Genomic DNA, 19,314 nt, shown 5'->3' on the forward strand with positions numbered 1-19,314 from the left:
ACTACTCAACTTGTAAGAAATTTAATCGCCTTTTGCATATCGGCCCAAGCCGTTTTCTTCATCGACTCATTAACTTCTAATAGCTTAGGGTGGAAAAGTGGCATTGTTTCTATTACTTGAGTTTTTCCATCAACTTCAGTTTGAATAGAATGGAATACTCCATGCACATTTGCCAATCGAACCTGCTTGTCTAAGCACAGCTTAGTGGCAGCCGCTCCAAGAGGAACAAGAAGAGAAGGCTTAAAGTGTGCACAACAAGAAAAAATAAATTCTTTTGCATCTTTTTTAATAAAAGGAACTCGAATAAAGCGCCCTGAAGAGATCTTCATCGCCTTAATCATTCTTCCCATAATATCTTGATCAGACTCAATCATTGATAGCGGAAGAAAATCAGGAAACTCTGACTCCTCTATTTCATCTAATCCAAAAAAGATAATATCAATTTCACCTTGATAGTCCTGATAACCAGGAATTGTCTCTAGTTTCCAATTTTCATTATATTTTTGAATTAAATTTGTGAACGATGTATCAACTTTAACCAAAGATGAGCTGGCCTTTTTTTCCACTTCAATCTTTACTGGCGCAGGGTTGTCTTCTATAGGAACTTCAATTTTCGCTTCTTGAGGCTTTGCTGCAATCTCTGGGACATTCACCTCAAAAGACTCTTTCTTGGTCTCAATAGGCTTATTAGAGGCTTCATTTGAGCTAAGAGTACGACCTACTAACTTAGGAAACCACAGGGTATTTTCAAAGATTTTTGCATAGTAATTCGGCTTCTCATTAGATGAGATTTTTAGCTTATTATTGAAATCTTTAGTTAATTTTGAAATTAGTTGCTGTGCCATTCAATTCTTTCCTATGGGTAAAATATCCCTAAGGCACTAAAATTAAAAGCTTAAATTTTAGAAGATTTATAAGCCTCCGATAAATCTAGCATACCCACTGAGGACGCCCTGCATCAAAGAGTCCAAAGTTACGGGGAATTAGATTTTAAAGGAGCTACTACATGTCTTTCGATCCAGATTTCCAACTTGAAAATTTCGAAGAACTTTTTGGGGATTTCGAGCAAGTACATAAAGTATTAAATGAGTGTCCAGTTTGTGGTTCAAATATGGTTCACACACACTTATCAGATTATAAGAATTTGTACATACACGAGAATTCGAGATGTACTGATTGCGGGCACGGCAATCGAAAAAAAATTCACCATATCAACTAGCACTCTATTTCTGAGGGAATTCTTTTAAAAGTTTTAATTGAATTCTCTCAGCAATACTCTCCTTCACATTTAACTTGTGGCTAATTTCAATCAAAGATAATTGCGCAAGCTCTTTTAAAGTTAAATCCATATTCTCGTGAATAGTTTTTAAAGTCTTCTCTCCAATCCCCTCAATATCATCAAACCATGAAGTAAAAATTCGATCCTTTTCTTTCTTATGATGTAGCTTACGAGAAAAACGATGGGCCTCATCTCTCATTTGAACAACAATTCTCATTAGTGAAGGTGTCTTCTTTAAAATATATGGATTAATGCGATTAGGAATAATTAAGCGCTCATCAGAACTTGAAACCTCTTTATCCTTAAAAGTTTCACTCTTACTTGTTTTTATTTTTGCAATTCCAACAACAGGAATATCTAATTCAAAATCTTCCAAAACAGCTAAGAAGCTTGAAACCTGCCCTTTACCACCATCGACAATAAAAACATCAGGTAGCTTTCCTTTCTTAAGCCTTCTTGCGAGAACTTCCCTCATCATAGCAAAGTCGTTATTACCTTCAGGCCTCTCTTCCAAATGGTAGTAACGGTATTGAGTCTTATCGGGTTTTCCATCGCGAAAAACGATTTGAGAAGCAGTTGGAGACTTACCTTGCCAAATGGCAACATCAAAACATTCTAAAATCTTTGGTGTCTCTTTTAGTTTTAAAAGTTCCTTTAACTTATTTAAACCGATCCAAGGGCCATCCATATTTTTAACGCGAAAGCGCTGATGCTCTTTTGCATGATCATACGTTAATTCATAAAGGGACTTCATTTTTCCAATTGGCTTTTGAACTTCTATTTCTTCGTCCACAACCTCTTTAAAAGCCTCGCTAATCATTGCAAGATCATTCTTTTTCTCGTCGATATAAATGCGACTTGGAAGTTTTTCTTTAGTATTAGAATAGTACTGAAATAGGAATGTTTGAAAAAGTTCGTGATTCTCTTTGTCACTATCCCCTTTCCCAAAATGAAAGTTCTTATGTCCTAATAAAATTCCCGATCTCATCATATAAATAGAAATATCGACTTCTAGCTCTCCCACATGATAAGCGGCAATATCAAAATCTTTCTCAGTAGATAATTCTACATTTTGTTTTTGATAGGCCTTTGAGAATTCTTTTAATTCTTCAATGCTATCGCGGATTTCAGCAGCACGTTCAAAATGCTCTTTTTCAGCTTCCTTAAACATTCTCTCTTCAAGAGTTTTTAAAACCTGACTACTTCTTCCCTCAAAGAAATTAATCACATTATTTAAATCAACCTCATAATCTTCACGTGAAATATAATCCACACAAGGAGCAGAACATTGTCGCATTTGATAGATAAGGCACGGCCTTTTTCGTCTGCGCATCTCCTCAATTGAACAGTCTCTCAATGTAAATGACTTGGTTAAAATACGAGAAATCTTGTGAATATTACTGCCTGTGGTGAAAGGACCAAAAAGGCGAACCTTCTTCTTTCTCTTAGGTCTTCGAGTATAAACTAGTCGCGGAAACTTTTCATTGAGATCGATTTGAATATAGGGATAACTCTTATCGTCTTTTAATTGAATATTATACTTAGGTATATGCTTTTTAATTAAGTTATTTTCTAAGATATATGCTTCAGCATCAGTCTTCGTCATGATGAAATCAAAGTCCTGAATATGAGAGACTAGGATCTGTGTTTTCGGTGACTTCTCTGAACTATTAAAATAACTAGAAACTCTCGCTCTAAGATTCTTCGCTTTACCAATATAGAGGATCTCTTCGACGCCTGCTCGCTTGCGTTTCATCAAATAGCAGCCGGATTTCGTTGGTAAATGTTTTGCTTTTTCAAGAAGCTGTAAAGTATTTTTCTTCATTATAATTATCTACATATAACCTTTTATTCTCTTTACTTTAACACTATTCCCCATTAAATTGATCAGATCATTAAAAGGAAGAGGTAAATGTCAAAACTAGGTGTTGGTAAGGAAATTGTAACATATTGTAGCAAATGTAAACTCGATCTTGCTCATTTAATCGTAGCAATGAAAGATACAGAAACTCCACATAAAGTTCTGTGTAATACATGTAAGTCAACTCACGCATACAAAGCTAAAAAAGTAGCTTCTCCAAGTGCTGCTCGTAAGAAGGCAGGAACTAGAAAGAAGCGTGTTTCTACTGAAGATAAAATTATCAACATTTGGGAAGATGCAATGGCAAAGCTTGATGGTGATCCAATCAAGTACAATATTCGCCAAAAATTTGAAATTGGTGATGTTATCGGCCACCCAACTTTTGGCCCTGGTTTAGTTGAAAAAAACCTGGATGCCAATAAGATCGAAGTCGTTTTCCGCGGCACAATCAAAGTTCTCATGCATAACAAATAAAAAAAGAGGCTGATAGCCTCTTTTTTTATTTGTGCGCCCCATTTTGGTGCACATACTATTCGAGAGAAAGACCTTTAGGTCTTTCGGTTCGCCACAGGCGCTACAAAAAAGAGACCATTGGTCTCTTTTTTATTTGTGCGCCCTACGCAAAAAAGCCTCCAATACTGGAGGCTTTCGCATATCTCTCAATGTTTTGCTAACTTTCACTTCGTGAAAGTGTCGCTCTTACTTTGCGTTAACTTTCCCATTGGCCTAGAGGCAACAAAGCCTGCATAAACGCAGGCTTGTTGAATTGATTATTTATTTCATTGCAATGAGGCCTACTACCGCATCAAATCTTGCTTACGCAAGATGCTGCGGCTAGTTCATTCCCCAATTCATTCCAGCGCCACCTTGGACACCAATACTGAATTGACCATTAAGTGCTCCACCGGCCATTGAGCCGTAATTTACACCAGAGTTATACATTCCAGAGTAATTATTAGCATAGATATTCTGCTGAGCATTTTGTAAATTTCTATAAAGGGCCTGATTTGCATACATTGCAGTTGCTTGGTTCTGGTAGTTACCTTGAGCAACAGCTTGTCCCTGTAGTCCATTAATATAGCTTTGGAATTGTTGTGTTTGGTATGCAGAGTTTCCTCCACCATTAACACCCCAGTTTCCATTAGCACCCCAGCCACCGCCAGCGTTACCATTTAGACCCCAGCTTGTTCCACCGTTGACTCCCCAGCCACCGTTGTTTCCAGCGCCCCAGTTACCATTACCTCCGCCGGCCCAGCCGCCATTAACGCCCCAGCCACCATTGATATTTCCGTTTCCACCAGGGTATGTATTTCCACATGAACAAGGAGCAGAGATACACATACAAGCTGCGTTTCCGCCTCCATTTCCACCCCAGTTTCCACCAGTGTTAATTCCCCAGTTTCCGTTACCACCGGCTCCTGGATATTGTCCTGGTGCTGGATAAGTTGGATAAACTCCACCGTTTCCACCCCAGTTTCCGCCTCCATTGACGCCCCAGCCTCCGCCAGCAACACCACCTGGATACATTCCTGGATAACCTCCAGCTCCAGCACCGCCGTTAATACCCCAACCTAAGTTGAATCCTGCATTAACACCTGCTCCTGGATACATTCCCATTCCAGAACCTGGGTACATTCCCCACGCTCCTCCTGAGTTCATTCCCGGATAAGCACCGATTCCAATATTAAGTCCAAAGCCTGCTCCGGCCCCAGCTCCTGGGTAACCAGACATTCCTGGATACATTCCAACACCCATTCCGTTGCCCATTCCCATTCCGAAATTAGCACCAAAACCTGAGCCGAAACCAGATCCAAATCCAGCTCCATATGGGTAGCCACCCATGCCCATACCTGCACCCATTCCAAATCCTGGATACATACCACCGTAAATATTTCCGCCAGGGTACATTCCTGGGTATCCACCCATTCCCATACCACCATTCATTCCGACACCGCCATTAATACCGATTCCGAAACCTGCGTTACCACCTGTAAGAAGTCCAGCAAGAGCTGATCCTGCAAGAGATCCCAGTGGATTCATATAAACATTTGCTTGGTAACCGCCACCAAAGCCGTTACCCATTCCACCCATTCCAGGGTATCCACCCATGCCAAATCCACCACCGCCGTAGATTCCGCCACCGAAGTTTGGTCCGGCCATTCCACCAAGGAAGCCACCTGTGTAACCTTGACCTTGCCAGCCATTTCCTACACCACCAAACATTCCACCAGTAAGTCCAAGACCACCAGCATATGCACCATAACCGTAACCATTACATGAATTGAGCATATTAGATTGCTCATCTGGAAGGATTGGGTTTGCCCCTCTTTCTAGGTTGTAGTTATGATATGAGTCGATTGAGCCATGACATGACTTAATTCCGTTTTCAAAAGAATTTGCCCACGCTTCTTGTGAATCAGCAGCGTGTTTTGATTGAAAATAAACACTTCCCATAGCAGCAAGAGAAGGGATTGCAACTTTAGCGACTTCGGCCCACTCGTTTCTTTCTGGTAGTTTAGGTAAACATTCCACACAGAAGTCACCGTTGTCTGAACCACCTCGAGAAGCTCTGGTTACACATGCCGCTGCATCATCTTCATAGCCATTGTCTCTTAAGTAGATACAATCGCTGATATCGATTTCAGCATATGTGTTGAACATCAGTGCTGCTAACAAGATGCTCTTTGCGCTAATAAGTCTTAACTTCATAGTTTTCTCCATAAAAACTTTAACAATCCTCATCTTCTTAACGACAGAATATGAATAAAACTTAAGCATTACGGCGACTTTTTTTATAAACTACTGATTTAACTGATTAATATTACGTTTACGAAGACAAAAAGACAGGCTAAATTGTCGGGTATGAGTAATACATTTTGGTGGATCCTTCTCATTTGCGTCTTAATTTTTGCCACTTATGCTGCCTTTGTTATTAAAGGTGAAAAGGAAGTGGCCCTAAAAGATGCTATCCCCTTCCCATTTTTTGGATTAGAAATTCCCGTACCACCTTGGTGGACACTAACAACTAACGAAGATGAATTAAAAATATTTGAAAGAACTGACACACGCTACGAGTGGCAGTCGCGCTTTAGTTTTTCAAGAGAAGAATACAAAGACCTGCAAGATGCTTTTGAACAACTTGCAATTAAAAATCAACTTGTCTTCGATAAAGACACTTCCATTATTCATGAACCAACTTCCTTTAAAGAGCTACTAGACCAAGGGATCGAAACTCTTAGGGTGGAAGGAACCGCAACCAAAGCTCACGAGCTTCGTGTCTACTACGATGCTGCCTTATTAAAAGTTGATGATGGGATTGTGATATTAGAAAGTGAAAGCTCGGTTTTAAATGGTCTACTTGAGGGACCGTTTTTTGAGCAAGCGCTACATCACATCAAAAAACAGAAATAAAAAAGGCTCCTTTCGGAGCCTTTCTAATATTAACGACTTCTAAAAGTTCTAATATTTTGTACTAGGAAGTTGTGAATCTCTTCATCCGTTCCGAAAACGTCGTCGATGAATTCACAGCCAATTAAGAATCTTGTCATTCTCTTTGCAATATTATGAAGAGACTCTACTAAGTAAAGGCCACCAATATTCTCACCACTAAAAGACTTAATGATTTCTTTACGAGCGTGATTGAACATTTCAGACTCAGTTACATCTTCAGGCATATTATCTACACCCATTTTCTCTTCAACTTCTTCAATTGCTTGGTCACGAATATCTTCGTCAGTTGCAAGCGCTACACCAAACTCAGTTGCCATTGCTTCGATAAGTTTCTCGCGATTTGCAATATCGAACTCAATAACACCTTTCTCTTTAAGTGTATTAATTGTATGACTCGCTAAATTTTCGAGTGTTTCAAAGTTTGTTCTCATTTAATGCTCCAAATATATAATCTTCTTAAGTTTAACGACTTGCAAGCGGTGAAGCAAGGCAAATAATGTAAGAAACTAATAAAATTCTAACGACATAGGACTACTTTCGACGCAGAAGCTTATTTAAGAAGCGCTGAATTAAAACGTAATCACCTAAGACACTTAGCGCAATAAGATAAGCTAATCCCCCTCCTAATGCACTTATACTAAATGCACCAAGGTTATCCACAGTAGAAAAAATATTCACTGGAAAAAAGGAACGTAAATAAGATGCTGTAAAAAAAGCAGCGACAGCGCATAAGCAAATTTTAAAAAATCTAATTGGAAAAAAGAATGTTAACTCTAAATTTAGCATGCGAAATAAAAGTACTGACTGAGTAACGATGATAAAGATCATTGAAACAGAAGTTCCCATTGCAAGAATTTTAAAGCCATAAGTTTCGACAAGTGAAATACAAAAAATAATATTAATAAGTACTGCAATTGAAGAAATCGTTACAGGAATCTTTGGCCTATCCAATGTATAAAAACTCGGTGAGAAGACCTTATATAGGCCATAAAAAGGTAGACCAATCAGATAAGCATAAAGGGCCTCCGTTACCATCTTAGTATCATCTAGCCCAAATGCTCCTCTTTGAAATGAGATTGCAACAGTATCTTGAGCAAGAGCAAACATCAGGGCCATGGCCGGCATAAGTACAAAGAGACTAGTTATATAGCTTGTTTGTAGAGCTTTTTTTGCATCTTCTTCATTTCCACTTCTCCACAACTCAGAAAAATAAACGAGATTTGAGTTTCCAATTGAAACCCCTAGGATTCCTACAGGAAATTGAAAGAGGCGAAAAGCATATTGAAGCCATGAGACGGCACCGATAACAGTACCTGTAGCTAAAAATGTTGAAACAAGTAAATTGATTTGCGTTGCTGCAACACCAATTGTTCCAATACTCATACGCTTTAAAATTTCTTTTACATCTTTTGAGAAGATATCAATTTTTTCAACCTTAAATAAACCCTTGCTCACAAGCATTGGTAGTTGGATGGCCATTTGAACAAAGCCACCGACTAAGACACCGATCCCAAGAGAGACAATTGGATGAAGATTTCTTGCTTCTAAATACTTTGGCAATGAAACCATCGAGATAATCATGATGATATTAAAGAAAGCTGGTGCCATCGCAGGCGCAAAGAACATGCGATAAGTATTTAAAACTCCCATAAATAAGGCAGCAACAGAAACAAAGGCCAAAAAAGGAGACATCATACGAGTTAAGAGAATCGACATCTCAAAGCGATTGGCATCACTTGTGAAAAGCTCATTTGTTAGAAGCTGAATTAATTCAGGAGCGAAAATAAAAATAAGCCCACAGATTAAGGCTGTCACACTGAAGAGAACAATGGCCATTGACCATAATAAAGTTCTGGCGTGCTTATCCCCGTCGACTTTTGCACTGGTAAAAATTGGCACAAAAGCAGCTGAAAAGGCTCCTTCAGCAAAGAGGTCTCTAAGCATATTGGGAATTCGAAAAGCAATCTGATAGGCATCTGTTAAACCTGAAGCACCAAATAATTTGGCCATCAAAATCTCACGAGCAAAGCCCAGAACGCGACTTGAGAGAGTCGCCATGGCCATTTTTATAGAAGATAATAAAAAATTCTTTCGGTGTTCAGTTGTCATTACAATATTTTGCACCACCCTCTATGACTTAACAAGTTGCCAATGAATGCAATATTTTCTAATCTTGTGGCCATGAGAACAGACATGGAAAAGACAATTAATCATATCAGCACAAAGAGTGCTGTGAACTGGGATGAATACTTCATGCTTCAGGCCATTATGGCCAGCTACAAAAGCAAGGACCCGGCCACTAAAGTGGGATGTGTTTTTGTTGATGATAATAATCATCAAATAACTTTTGGTTACAACGGATTTGTTGCAGGGATTGATGAGTCGAAACTTCCATGGGGAAAAGAGAGAACAGTACCTCTTGAGCATCAAAAATATGGCTACGTTGTTCATGCGGAAGCAAATGCTATTCTTCACTCTAACCGTCCACTCGCTAATACAACTTGCTACGTGACACTCTTTCCATGTCATGAATGTGCCAAGCTACTTGCCTCTTCAAAGATCAAAGAAGTCGTATACTTACAAGATAAGCATGCTGGATCAGAAACAAATCGCATCGCTCGTCGCATCTTTGACCTGACGGGAGTCACTTATCGTCAGCTTGAACTTGGAGAACATGTTCTAGACTCACTCATAGCACACTTTACAGACGCCTTTTACCGCGACTAGAACGTTGCACAATTTTCAGTAAATCCCTAGACAAGTTTGACTAATGAAACTATAGTAAGCCCGTTCAGACAAATGGAGAATACTATGGTTTTATCGAAGGCAAAGAAAGGCGCAAGCGTAAAGATACTATCTTTTAGCAACGAGCTTAAGCACAAAACAATAATGACTGGTTTAGGTATCCTACCTGGTGATTCAGTTTATATTGTTGCTCCTTCATTTCTTGGCTCTCCTTTAACTCTAAGATTAACAGATGGTGAAACAGTTGCTCTTCGTCTAAGTGAAGCAAGCTTCATTAACGTAGAGGAAATGCAATAATGAAAAAGACGCTACTTATAGGGCCAGCAAACTCTGGAAAATCTGCCATCTTCAATATGCTCTCAGGAGCAAATAGAAAAGTTGCAAATTACAATGGTATTACTGTTGATACTGCAACAGCGGGACTTATTTCAAACTCTCGCCATGAAGAACAGCTTGCTATTGTCGACCTTCCAGGGATCTATTCTCTAGTTCCTTCATCAATTGATGAGGCCGTTACAACTTCAACTCTAATTGGAAGAAATAACCAAGTAACAGAGTTTCACGATGTTGTTTGCGTTGTGGACTGTGCACGTCTAGACTCTTCTCTTTCATTAACTCTTGCTATGAAGGATCTCTTTGGTGGAAAGATAAAAGTTATCTTTAATAAGATTGATCTTGATATCGCAAAGAATTATGACTTTGATAAAATTGGTCAGCACCTTGGTGTTCCCTATTTAAAGTTTTCAACAATGAGAGATAGCAGTGCCACTGTCGATCAATTCATAAGAGAAAATGCATCAGCTTCTGTATTAACTCCAGTTAATAAAATTCAACTTTCAAATGAATCAACAGAGTATAATCCTTTTAGTGTTAACTTTGAGGAAGAAGAACATATTCAACTAGAAAATGAAGTTGCAGCTCTTTCAAATATTGAAAAGTATCAAAGAGAAGCACGTGATCTAAAAGCATCATATGCAATAGGAAAGAATAAAGGACTAATTCAATTATCAAATAAAATTGACCATATTGTTCTTCATCCAATTCTAGGTGGAGTTATCTTCCTGGCCGTTTTCTATTTAATCTTTCACTCAATCTATACTTGGTCAGGTCCAGCAATGGATCTCATCGATGGTGGCGTGGGAGCTTTTGGTGAATACGTAAGTTCAATACTTCCTCCAGGCATGCTCAATAGCTTTATTGTTGATGGTGTTATCGCTGGAGTTGGTGGGGTTATTATCTTCCTACCACAGATTATGATCCTCTTCTTCTTACTAAGCCTTTTAGAACAAAGTGGATATATTTCTCGTGCTTCAATTATTACTGACCGTGCAATGTCATACTTTGGACTAAATGGAAAAGCATTCCTTCCTTACCTTTCTGGATTTGCTTGTTCTGTACCTGCAATTATGGCAACGAGAACAATCTCAGATAAGAAAGAACGTCTTGCAACACTTATGACGATTCCTCTTATTACTTGTTCAGCAAGACTACCTGTTTATATTCTTTTAATCGGAACTTTTGTTCCAGAGAAAACAATATTTGGAATCTTCAATTCACAGGCACTTTCGTTCTTCTTCCTATATTTCCTAGGAAGTTTTGTGGCCTTAATTATTGCAAAGATATTTAGACTAACTCTTTATAAAGGTAGTACGACTTCATTTATTATTGAACTGCCACTCTATCAACTTCCAACTTTTAAGCCGGCTTTTAAGGCCATGACTTTTAAGGGAAAGGTTTTCTTAAAGAAGGCCGGAACAATTATCTTAGGTCTTTCGATGGTAATTTGGTTTCTTTCAACATTTCCAAAACCAGCGGAACAACTACTTGTTGGAAAAACTGATGCAGAAGCTGCTTCGATCTCACTTGAGCATTCAACGATTGGGCAATTTGGAAAACTAATTGAGCCAGTAATTAAGCCTCTTGGATATAATTGGAAAATGGGTGTCGGTATTACTGTTGCTATGGGGGCCAGAGAATTATTTGTTTCTACACTTGGAACAATCTATGCTCTTGGTGATGTAGATGAAGAGTCCACAACTCTTAGACAGCGCCTACAATCAGAGATCGATCCAGTCACTAATAAACCAGTTTTTAATACGGCCGTAGCTTGGTCACTATTAATCTTCTTTGCCTTTGCCATGCAGTGTATTTCAACACTTGGTATTGTAAAAAGAGAAACAGACGGTTGGGGACATGTCTTTCTTATGTTTGGTTACATGACAGTTCTGGCCTACGGTGGCGCATTCATCACATATCACATTTTAATTTAATTACATTCATATATTCTCACGGCATCGGATAATAAAATTCCGATGTCCAGAGGATCTCTTTCCAATATAACTGAAACCATTGTATCTGGTTCAACACTTTGTTTGCCAAGTGGATACCAACCACCTTTTCCTGATTTCATATTATAATTGATTAACCTTGAGAAGATCTCTATATCCTCTTGAAAAACAGTCACTTTAGCATTGGAGAGACCGCCAATAGTTGTCACTCGATAAATATCAATACAGTAATTTCTATTTTTAGGAATGAAGCTATAAATAGCGTATGCGTATTCATCCTCACTCATTCGCACCGTGCTTTCTTGATAGCCTTTAAGATTACTCTCCTGCCAATCTCCATATTCACGATACCCATCATTACTAGTAAATGATTTTTCATCCATTCCTTTGGCAAAGATCACCGCTTCTTTATTCACGTTAACATATTTTCTTCCCTGACAATCTTCATTCTCTTCTAGACGAGAGAAACGAACTTCATCAGCTCGTAATTTCTTGAGATCTTCAATACCTTTATAAACAATGACCTTAGCTTCTTGTTCATTAGTAAATGTAAACTCGCCAAGAGGATACCAGCCTTTGCGATCCGTCGGTAATGACATATTCACGCTGGCCACTCCAATTTGTTCAGTACCATCAAAAATATCCACAAATGCACTTTCGGTTGCATCAGGAGATGTTACTCGATAAAGCCATATACAATAAGTCGAATCACCTAGTTGATCTGTTAGATAAATACTTTGTGCCGTTGGGTCTACTGAATAGCGAGAAATACTGCCTCCGGAGCCACGAAGTTCATCCTGAAACCATGCTCCTTCCTGAATAAAGCCATCTGTATCCTCTTTAGAATTATCATTTGTAATGTCAAAGTAATTTCCAATAGTGAGGCTTTCAACACCTTCAACATAGGTACTGGCCGGAGAGCGATCAACTGCCATTGCACCTTCATTAGTTTTCACAACTTCTGAACTTGTTGTTCTAAGATTATGTCCTCTGCCAAGACAAGCGATGAGAACAATCAATGAAATTGGAATAAGAGAATAAGTGAACAATTTTCTAAATTTTGACATATGTGCCTCTGTAGCGTTGTTCTACACACATCTTATCAGCTATTTAGAAAAATTCTAAAATGAAGTTCAGTAAAGATACTCAAGAATTTTTAAGATCACAATATTGTCTGATAGATCTCGTAACTTTCATCATCAAAGCAACAAAATATCACATCATCAAAAGAATCGATTCCATCAAAACTCTTTACAGCAGAAGTTGCTGTAATGGCCGCTTCAATCTTAGGGTAACCAAAGATTCCTGTAGAGATACATGGAAAAGCAATGGACTTACACTCATTTTCTTGGGCAAGTGAGAGTGCATAGATATAACATTTTTCAAGTAGTGCTGATTCACCGTTATTGCCACCTTCCCATTTAGGACCGACAGCGTGGATGATAAACTCAGCAGGAATATTAAATGCCTTTGTTAAGCGGGCCTCGCCTACAGGGCAACCTCCCATTTCACTTAATTCCTTTTCTAACTCCTCACCACAGGCTGCATGAATAGCGCCATCAACACCACCACCGGCCTTGAGTTCAGAGTTTGCGGCATTAACAATAACGTCCACATCTAGAGTTGTAATATCGGCTTTAATAACTTGAATATTTTTCATAAGAGATTTCTAGCATGAATAAAATTAGATTTCATCGTAAAACTTCAAAATTGTACGAGCATACCAATATTTACGATCCCCTGGCTCCCCATTATAGTCCACTAACGCTTGATAATAATTATCCATTAGGTCTTGCTCATAATTCTTGGCCAAAAAGACCTTTAAAAGAATCATGCCGTAGACGATAGAAAGCTGAACATCTTCTAAGAATAATTCTTTCTGATTACTCCAGCCACGCTCTCTCAACCAAAGCTGCTGCCACTGATCAGTGCAATTTCCAATAATATCGTTTAAATAATTAGTATTGCGAGAATTCGCATATCGCGGGCCTCTCTCCCCTAGTTGATCAGAGACTTCTTGGGCACCAATAGAAGTAAATTGTGTTAATCCCACTGCTCCGGTGTGGGAAATGGCCGTCATATCAAAATTTGACTCCATTCTCATGAGGGCCACAAAAAGCTTTGCATCCACTTTAAAACACTCAGCAAGAGTGATCGTTTCATAAGCAATCTGAATCACTTGCTCAGTGGGAACTGCTGGATTTTCAGAAAGCATATAAGTGAGAAAATCATTAGGATTGTATTGTTTCTCAATTCGGTAATCCTTAATTAGCTTATCGTGGTCCACGAAGTATCCTTCTGGAATTGCGGCCACGGCACTTAGTGTTAATAGGCTTAATATAAGTATTTCTAATAATTTTCGCATTTAATAATTATTTCTAATGAAAAACTAAAAGGCAACTTACAAAAAGTTGCCAATAATAGGGTTACATGTAGTGGCTAGCGTTCTATAATCGCAGCACAACTAAGAAAACTTCAAAAAGCTATGGAGGCCTTTGTGAAACCATTTATTGTCGTATGTGACGGAATGGATGCTGACGTATTTGCATCATTACAAGCTGTAAGTGAATTTGACGTACATCCAAAAGCAAAATTAACTCAAGATGAGATTAAAGAACTTCTTCCAAAAGCAAGCGCTCTTGTTATCCGCTCTGCTACAAAGGTTCAAGAAGAATACTTAGAGCTAGCACCAAATCTTAAGTACGTTATTCGTGCTGGAGCTGGTACAGATAATATCGATAAAGTTAAATGTGGTGAGCGTGGGGTAAAAGTTTCTAACACTCCAGGTGCAAATAATAACTCGGCAGCAGAGCACGCCGTTGCTCTTATGATGACTGTTCTTAGACATACTGCTGCAGCAGATGCCACAATGAAAAACGGTGGTTGGGACAAATCAAAGTACACAGGAAATGAGCTAACAAATAAGAAAGTTGGTATCGTTGGTTTTGGTCAAATTGGAAAGATCGTTGCTAAAAGACTTCAAGGTTTTGAACCAGAAGTTAAATTCTTTGATCCATTTTGTGAATCAAGTGATCTAGCGTACGTATCAAAGGCCCAATCAGTAGAAGAAATTTTTGAAACTTGTGACATCATTACACTTCATACTCCTCTAATGGAAGAGACGAAAGGAATGATCAACAAGGACTTATTTAATAAAATGCAGTCTCATGCTATTTTAGTTAATGCTTCTCGCGGAGGAATTGTTAACGAGGAAGACCTTGTTAGTGCTCTTAAAGAAGGTAAGCTAAAAGCAGCTGGCTTTGATGTATTTGCAACAGAGCCACTTGAAGAAGACTCTCCCCTACGCCAAATCCCAAATCTCGTATTAACTCCTCACCTAGGTGCTGCAACAGATGAAGCACAATTAAGAGTTGGAGAAATGGCAGTAAATCAACTTAAAGAATACTTTTTAAATGATAATTTACTACACGAGGTTAAAGCTTAATTATGAAATCACTTGCGATTATTGGTTCTCAATGGGGAGATGAAGGAAAAGGTAAAATCACTGATCTACTTGGATTAAAATGCGATGTTGTTGTTCGCTACCAAGGAGGAAACAACGCTGGTCACACGATCATTGTTGGTGAAAAGAAAGTGGTACTACACTTGATTCCTTCAGGAATTTTACACGATCACTGTGTCTCAGTTATTGGCCATGGTGTTGTTCTAGATCCAGAAGCATTCTCTAAAGAAATAGAAAATGTTAAAAACTCTGGTCTAACTGTTACTCCTGAGAAACTTAAGATTTCTTCTAATACCTCTGTTATCACTTTTTATAACCGTCTTCTTGACGGGCAACGTGAAGCCAAAGGTCCAGTAAAGATTGGAACAACAGGAAAAGGAATTGGCCCAGCATATGAAGATAAGATTTCAAGAAAAGGGATCAAAGTAAAAGACCTTTTCGACAAAGAAGTTTTAACTGAAAAGCTAAAGGCAAACCTTTTAGAAAAAGAAACTCTTTTCACTAAATTATATGAGTGTGAATACCCAAGTGTTGAAGAAGAAGTAGAAAGACTTATGAGTCTTGCTAAAGAACTTGAACCATTTGTTTGCGATACATTTAGCTTCCTTGATGAAGCAAAGCGCGCTGGTAAGAAGATTCTTTTTGAAGGCGCACAAGGTGTTCTTCTTGATATCGACTTTGGTTCATATCCATTTGTTACATCATCTTCAACTGCTTATGCAGGAATTTACTCTGGAGCTGGACTTCCAGGTGGTACCGTTGAAGAAGTTCTAGGGATTACAAAAGCCTACACTACTAGAGTTGGAGAAGGTCCATTCCCTACTGAATTATTTGATCAAATGGGTGAAGATATTCAAACTAAAGGTGGAGAATTTGGAGCGACAACAGGACGTAAGAGAAGATGTGGATGGCTTGACCTTCCTCTTCTAAAATACTCTGTTAAATGCTCAAACTTAACTTCCATTGCGCTGACTAAGCTTGATGTTCTAAGTGAGATGGGACCACTTCAAGTTTGTACAGGATATGAGTACGAAGGACGTACAATCGATTGTGCCTATCCAGGAATTGATCTTTCAAAAGTTAAACCAATTCTTAAAGAAGTTGCTGGTTTTAACGATGACTTCAAAGGTGAGCTTTCAAAAGAAGTAAAAGATTATATCGCACTAATTGAAGAGGCGATTGAAATCCCAGTTGGAATCATTGCCTTCGGTCCAGAAAGATCTGAAATTAAATTTCTAAAAGAATACTTCTAATTAATCATTCAAAATAAGAAAGATTTTTGGCCTAGGTTCTACCTAGGCCTTTCTATCTTGAACGTTGTTTTGGGAGATGGCCGTTGCAGACTACCATCATTGAGGCGAGCGCCCTATTCAGAGCAACTCATTGGCGTGTGTGATATAGGTTCTATCGCATCTTTTCTAGAGCGATGTATTTTCTTACTTTCTTAGTCAAAAGATCTTTGTGCCATACCGGAGAGAGAGAGATGATCGAAATGGCACAAAGCTTTTGTACTCGTCGATAGGGACCTTCTCAGGGAGGGACAAGTTGAGATAAGCACAAGGTGTAAGAGGAGTTTTAAAAGCAGAACAAAATAAAGCTTACTTCCTTTTGCGTTCCCTATCGACAAGATTAGAATACGCAAAAGTTGATATGCATTTGTTCAACTATTGTTAGGAATCGGTTTTAAATTGTTAAAAAATTGTCAAAAGTGCCGTGAGCGGCGCAGCAATTACAATAACTCTGCAAAAACCTTATTGTCTTTAAACTCTTTAAGTTGCACTTGATGAATTTGATTCTTCAAATCACCATCATGAGATACTTTTACGCGAATAAAGTTGGATGTATAACCTTCCCAAAGTCCGTTCTTATCTTTCTTTTCAAAAAGAACGTTAGACGTTTCACCAATAAAGTCTTCAGAGAACATATTAAGCTTAGCATCGCCTAACATCATCAGAGTCTTTACTCGACTCTTCTTTACTGGATGTTGGATATGGTCTTCCATACGTGCTGCAACCGTATTCTTTCTCTTAGAGTATGGGAACACATGAAAGTGTGTAATTGGTAATTCTTTTAAGAGGTTAAAAGTATCTTGAAATTGCTCATCTGTTTCACCAGGAAAACCACAAATAACATCGGCCCCAATCCCAGCATTTGGAAAACGTTCAATGATCTTATTTATAATGCGACGATAATCTTCCACAAGATACTTACGCTTCATCTTTGTGAGGATCTCATCATTTCCACTTTGCATAGGAACATGAAAGTGATCAAGAAACTTAGGCGAAGAGGCCATATAATCAAGAAGCTCATCTGTGATAGTATTTGGCTCAACACTTCCAAGGCGAATTCTCTCTAGGCCTTCAAGTGCATTTAACTCTTTCAAAAGATCCAGAAGTTTTTCACCTGACGTTGTTTCGTATTCACCAATATTAACACCAGTGAGAACAATTTCTTTAAAGCCTTGAGCAATAACACTCTTTGCTTCTTCAATCGCCTGAGCGATTGAGACGGCCTTAGAGCGTCCACGAGCAAAAGGAATAATACAGAATGAACAAACGTAATTACACCCGTCCTGAATCTTTAGAAACGCTCTCGTGTGACCTTCTTCTTTTGAAGTTGCCGCACCAAAGAAATCCTTAGATTTATCAATATGGATTGTATCGGTTTCATCTTCACTTAAATAATCAAAGACTTTATATTTCTCACTTGTTCCAAGAACAAGATCAACACCAGTCATTTTAGCAATGCGTGGGGCATCCATTTGGGCGTAACAGCCAGCGACGACAATCTTTCCATCAGGAGAAGCTCGATGGGCCTTACGAATTAAGTTGCGGCACGTAGAGTCCGCACCATCCGTTACTGTACATGTATTAATAAAAGTAACATCAGCACTATCACCAAATTCAACAACCTCATATCCACGCTCAACAAAGCCTTGAGAAATCGTTCCCGTCTCTGAAAAATTTAAACGACATCCTAAAGTGTGGAATGCCACTTTTTTTTGTGAATTATTATCTGTTGAATTTACTTCTGTCGTCACTGAAGTCTACCTTTATAAAGTCCTGTATTAATCGGCTTAAAATAGACTATTTCGGCTTTCGTGACAAGTTAGGCGATAAAAAATACCATGAGTAAATAAATTTAACTTCCTAAAAAAATTACTATTTTTCTTAACTTTTTTGAAAATCAGCATTGACTTCTGAACCAAGAACACTTATATTCTATCTCACCAAAACACAGATGGTCTCTTAGCTCAGTTGGTTAGAGCATCTCCCTTTTAAGGAGAGGGTCCTGCGTTCGAGTCGCAGAGAGATCACCATTTTGGTTTCCAAATCCGGGAAATAAGTTAGCGCTCCCATCGTCTAGCCCGGTCTAGGACACCGCCTTTTCACGGCGGTAACAGGGGTTCGAATCCCCTTGGGAGTACCAGTTTTATAAAGAAGCCAGACCTAGTCTGGCTTTTTTATTTTTTGGAGGCAGCAATTGCCACGATGGCAAATTGATGCCGAACAACACCGACCGACCACTACGGGAGGTCAGGTGAACCAACTAAGCAAAATAGTCTCACTTACTTTTACTCACAATAATTCAAACAGAAGCGCCACGATGGCAAATTGATGCCGAACAACACCGACCGACCACTACGGGAGGTCAGGTGACGGGCCCTATTTTTCATTCAACCTCTAATTCATCAAATAAAATAACTAGACTAACCATTTCTTTAGAAGATATGTTCGTGAAAAAGTCACTAATAGATCATATGGAGGGGATATGAGATTTCTAGGTTTATTTTTCATCTTAATAACATTAAGCACTCAAGCATTTAATCTACCAGTTGTTGGAATTGGTAGATCGGGAAAAAAACATGAAGCCTATGAGGCCATGATTTCTTGGTGTGATAAAAATAAAGGTCAAATGGATGGTTATATTTGTCGTCGTGTAAGTAGTGAGGCCCACTGCTCATACAACACTTATGTATGCTCAGGGATTTGTATTGTTGGTGAAGAAGCATTAACAGAAGAGGCCCTAAGAGACTTTCAATTTTAATTGAAAACATTTCAATACTTTAGCACTATCAGGTACGAGATTGCGTATAAGAAGTTGCGATACGCGTCTCGTCCTGAAGCTGTATACCCGCTCTATCAGGGGTCTTCAAAGTAACAAAAACTGCATAAATATTTGTCATAACCCTGTTTAAATTACAAAAAGCACGTACCATACTGTGAAT

The 19,314-nt window shown here is 38.6% G+C and carries 18 protein-coding genes and 2 tRNA genes; 11 read left to right on the plus strand and 9 right to left on the minus strand.

All coding sequences use genetic code 11. The annotated features are described in order from the left end of the window. Window positions 1-5: 5 nt before the first annotated feature. Window positions 6-845: a uracil-DNA glycosylase family protein gene (locus tag DAY19_RS09980; protein WP_115361952.1), complete on the minus strand. Its 840-nt coding sequence runs from the start codon at window positions 843-845 to the stop codon at window positions 6-8. Between the two features lie 161 nt (window positions 846-1,006). Between DAY19_RS09980 and DAY19_RS09985 the strand changes: the two genes are divergently transcribed. Beyond that, on the plus strand, window positions 1,007-1,219 hold the full coding sequence (locus tag DAY19_RS09985; protein ID WP_115361954.1) for a hypothetical protein: 213 nt from the start codon (window positions 1,007-1,009) through the stop codon (window positions 1,217-1,219). A 4-nt stretch (window positions 1,220-1,223) separates the two neighbouring features. On the opposite strand, the gene uvrC is transcribed toward DAY19_RS09985, so the two are convergent. Then, window positions 1,224-3,104, minus strand: a complete 1,881-nt coding sequence (gene uvrC / locus DAY19_RS09990) for an excinuclease ABC subunit UvrC (protein ID WP_115361956.1) — start codon at window positions 3,102-3,104, stop codon at window positions 1,224-1,226. 87 nt (window positions 3,105-3,191) lie between these two features. On the opposite strand from uvrC, the gene DAY19_RS09995 reads away from it, so the two are divergent. After that, a complete protein-coding gene (locus DAY19_RS09995; protein ID WP_115361958.1) occupies window positions 3,192-3,614 on the plus strand; it encodes a hypothetical protein in 423 nt (140 codons plus the stop codon). 360 nt (window positions 3,615-3,974) lie between these two features. On the opposite strand, the gene DAY19_RS10000 is transcribed toward DAY19_RS09995, so the two are convergent. Next, window positions 3,975-5,849, minus strand: a complete 1,875-nt coding sequence (locus tag DAY19_RS10000) for a hypothetical protein (RefSeq protein WP_120404159.1) — start codon at window positions 5,847-5,849, stop codon at window positions 3,975-3,977. A gap of 153 nt (window positions 5,850-6,002) precedes the next feature. Here DAY19_RS10000 and DAY19_RS10005 point away from each other — a divergent pair, with 153 nt between their 5' ends. Next, window positions 6,003-6,551: a hypothetical protein gene (locus tag DAY19_RS10005; protein WP_115361962.1), complete on the plus strand. Its 549-nt coding sequence runs from the start codon at window positions 6,003-6,005 to the stop codon at window positions 6,549-6,551. Between the two features lie 29 nt (window positions 6,552-6,580). Here DAY19_RS10005 and DAY19_RS10010 read toward each other — a convergent pair whose 3' ends face one another. Together DAY19_RS10010 and murJ are read right to left on the minus strand one after the other, a co-directional pair. Next, window positions 6,581-7,021, minus strand: a complete 441-nt coding sequence (locus tag DAY19_RS10010; protein ID WP_115361964.1) for a hypothetical protein — start codon at window positions 7,019-7,021, stop codon at window positions 6,581-6,583. A 100-nt stretch (window positions 7,022-7,121) separates the two neighbouring features. Then, window positions 7,122-8,699 carry a murein biosynthesis integral membrane protein MurJ gene (gene murJ, locus DAY19_RS10015; RefSeq protein WP_133296939.1) on the minus strand — a complete coding sequence of 526 codons (1,578 nt, stop codon included), beginning with the start codon at window positions 8,697-8,699 and terminating at the stop codon, window positions 7,122-7,124. Between the two features lie 42 nt (window positions 8,700-8,741). Here murJ and DAY19_RS10020 point away from each other — a divergent pair, with 42 nt between their 5' ends. The 3 genes from DAY19_RS10020 (at window position 8,742) to feoB (ending at window position 11,605) form a co-directional block, all read left to right on the plus strand. After that, window positions 8,742-9,317, plus strand: coding sequence for a deoxycytidylate deaminase (locus tag DAY19_RS10020; protein ID WP_199506642.1), 576 nt, complete (start codon window positions 8,742-8,744; stop codon window positions 9,315-9,317). 84 nt (window positions 9,318-9,401) lie between these two features. Further along, complete coding sequence (locus tag DAY19_RS10025; RefSeq protein WP_158536869.1) at window positions 9,402-9,632, plus strand: FeoA family protein; 231 nt, start codon at window positions 9,402-9,404, stop codon at window positions 9,630-9,632. Beyond that, a complete protein-coding gene (gene feoB / locus DAY19_RS10030) occupies window positions 9,632-11,605 on the plus strand; it encodes a ferrous iron transport protein B (RefSeq protein WP_115361972.1) in 1,974 nt (657 codons plus the stop codon). Before DAY19_RS10025 ends, feoB begins: the two co-directional genes overlap by 1 nt. Here the strand turns inward: feoB and DAY19_RS10035 are convergent. The 3 genes from DAY19_RS10035 to DAY19_RS10045 form a co-directional block, all read right to left on the minus strand. Further along, window positions 11,602-12,690, minus strand: coding sequence for a hypothetical protein (locus DAY19_RS10035; RefSeq protein ID WP_115361975.1), 1,089 nt, complete (start codon window positions 12,688-12,690; stop codon window positions 11,602-11,604). The genes feoB and DAY19_RS10035 overlap by 4 nt on opposite strands. Window positions 12,691-12,785: 95 nt before the next feature. Next, on the minus strand, window positions 12,786-13,283 hold the full coding sequence (locus tag DAY19_RS10040; protein ID WP_115361977.1) for a macro domain-containing protein: 498 nt from the start codon (window positions 13,281-13,283) through the stop codon (window positions 12,786-12,788). A 24-nt stretch (window positions 13,284-13,307) separates the two neighbouring features. Further along, window positions 13,308-13,988, minus strand: coding sequence for a transglycosylase SLT domain-containing protein (locus tag DAY19_RS10045; protein ID WP_115361979.1), 681 nt, complete (start codon window positions 13,986-13,988; stop codon window positions 13,308-13,310). A gap of 132 nt (window positions 13,989-14,120) precedes the next feature. Here DAY19_RS10045 and DAY19_RS10050 point away from each other — a divergent pair, with 132 nt between their 5' ends. Continuing rightward, window positions 14,121-15,068, plus strand: a complete 948-nt coding sequence (locus tag DAY19_RS10050) for a hydroxyacid dehydrogenase (RefSeq protein ID WP_158536870.1) — start codon at window positions 14,121-14,123, stop codon at window positions 15,066-15,068. A 2-nt stretch (window positions 15,069-15,070) separates the two neighbouring features. Next, window positions 15,071-16,339, plus strand: a complete 1,269-nt coding sequence (locus tag DAY19_RS10055; protein ID WP_115361983.1) for an adenylosuccinate synthase — start codon at window positions 15,071-15,073, stop codon at window positions 16,337-16,339. A gap of 476 nt (window positions 16,340-16,815) precedes the next feature. On the opposite strand, the gene mtaB is transcribed toward DAY19_RS10055, so the two are convergent. Beyond that, the gene (mtaB, locus tag DAY19_RS10060; RefSeq protein WP_115361985.1) at window positions 16,816-18,126 is read right to left on the minus strand and encodes a tRNA (N(6)-L-threonylcarbamoyladenosine(37)-C(2))-methylthiotransferase MtaB; all 1,311 of its coding nucleotides are present in this window, start codon (window positions 18,124-18,126) and stop codon (window positions 16,816-16,818) included. 202 nt (window positions 18,127-18,328) lie between these two features. Here mtaB and DAY19_RS10065 point away from each other — a divergent pair. The 3 genes from DAY19_RS10065 to DAY19_RS10075 all read left to right on the plus strand — a co-directional run bounded on the left by DAY19_RS10065 (window position 18,329) and on the right by DAY19_RS10075 (window position 19,133). Further along, window positions 18,329-18,405 (plus strand) — tRNA-Lys (locus DAY19_RS10065). Window positions 18,406-18,437: 32 nt separating this feature from the next. Further along, window positions 18,438-18,515: transfer RNA gene (locus DAY19_RS10070), tRNA-Glu, on the plus strand. A 342-nt stretch (window positions 18,516-18,857) separates the two neighbouring features. Further along, window positions 18,858-19,133, plus strand: coding sequence for a hypothetical protein (locus DAY19_RS10075; protein WP_115361987.1), 276 nt, complete (start codon window positions 18,858-18,860; stop codon window positions 19,131-19,133). Window positions 19,134-19,314 lie beyond the last annotated feature (181 nt).

This window comes from Halobacteriovorax vibrionivorans (assembly GCF_003346865.1).
In the GTDB taxonomy this organism is placed as follows: domain Bacteria; phylum Bdellovibrionota; class Bacteriovoracia; order Bacteriovoracales; family Bacteriovoracaceae; genus Halobacteriovorax_A; species Halobacteriovorax_A vibrionivorans.

What these genes read in the sequence shown, in the direction of transcription:
- DAY19_RS09980 (WP_115361952.1), bottom strand. Translation starts at nt 845, where the DNA reads ATGGCACAGCAACTAATTTCAAAATTAACTAAAGATTTCAATAATAAG.
- DAY19_RS09985 (WP_115361954.1), top strand. Translation starts at nt 1,007, where the DNA reads ATGTCTTTCGATCCAGATTTCCAACTTGAAAATTTCGAAGAACTTTTT.
- uvrC (WP_115361956.1), bottom strand. Translation starts at nt 3,104, where the DNA reads ATGAAGAAAAATACTTTACAGCTTCTTGAAAAAGCAAAACATTTACCA.
- DAY19_RS09995 (WP_115361958.1), top strand. Translation starts at nt 3,192, where the DNA reads ATGTCAAAACTAGGTGTTGGTAAGGAAATTGTAACATATTGTAGCAAA.
- DAY19_RS10000 (WP_120404159.1), bottom strand. Translation starts at nt 5,849, where the DNA reads ATGAAGTTAAGACTTATTAGCGCAAAGAGCATCTTGTTAGCAGCACTG.
- DAY19_RS10005 (WP_115361962.1), top strand. Translation starts at nt 6,003, where the DNA reads ATGAGTAATACATTTTGGTGGATCCTTCTCATTTGCGTCTTAATTTTT.
- DAY19_RS10010 (WP_115361964.1), bottom strand. Translation starts at nt 7,021, where the DNA reads ATGAGAACAAACTTTGAAACACTCGAAAATTTAGCGAGTCATACAATT.
- murJ (WP_133296939.1), bottom strand. Translation starts at nt 8,699, where the DNA reads ATGACAACTGAACACCGAAAGAATTTTTTATTATCTTCTATAAAAATG.
- DAY19_RS10020 (WP_199506642.1), top strand. Translation starts at nt 8,742, where the DNA reads ATGAATGCAATATTTTCTAATCTTGTGGCCATGAGAACAGACATGGAA.
- DAY19_RS10025 (WP_158536869.1), top strand. Translation starts at nt 9,402, where the DNA reads ATGGTTTTATCGAAGGCAAAGAAAGGCGCAAGCGTAAAGATACTATCT.
- feoB (WP_115361972.1), top strand. Translation starts at nt 9,632, where the DNA reads ATGAAAAAGACGCTACTTATAGGGCCAGCAAACTCTGGAAAATCTGCC.
- DAY19_RS10035 (WP_115361975.1), bottom strand. Translation starts at nt 12,690, where the DNA reads ATGTCAAAATTTAGAAAATTGTTCACTTATTCTCTTATTCCAATTTCA.
- DAY19_RS10040 (WP_115361977.1), bottom strand. Translation starts at nt 13,283, where the DNA reads ATGAAAAATATTCAAGTTATTAAAGCCGATATTACAACTCTAGATGTG.
- DAY19_RS10045 (WP_115361979.1), bottom strand. Translation starts at nt 13,988, where the DNA reads ATGCGAAAATTATTAGAAATACTTATATTAAGCCTATTAACACTAAGT.
- DAY19_RS10055 (WP_115361983.1), top strand. Translation starts at nt 15,071, where the DNA reads ATGAAATCACTTGCGATTATTGGTTCTCAATGGGGAGATGAAGGAAAA.
- DAY19_RS10075 (WP_115361987.1), top strand. Translation starts at nt 18,858, where the DNA reads ATGAGATTTCTAGGTTTATTTTTCATCTTAATAACATTAAGCACTCAA.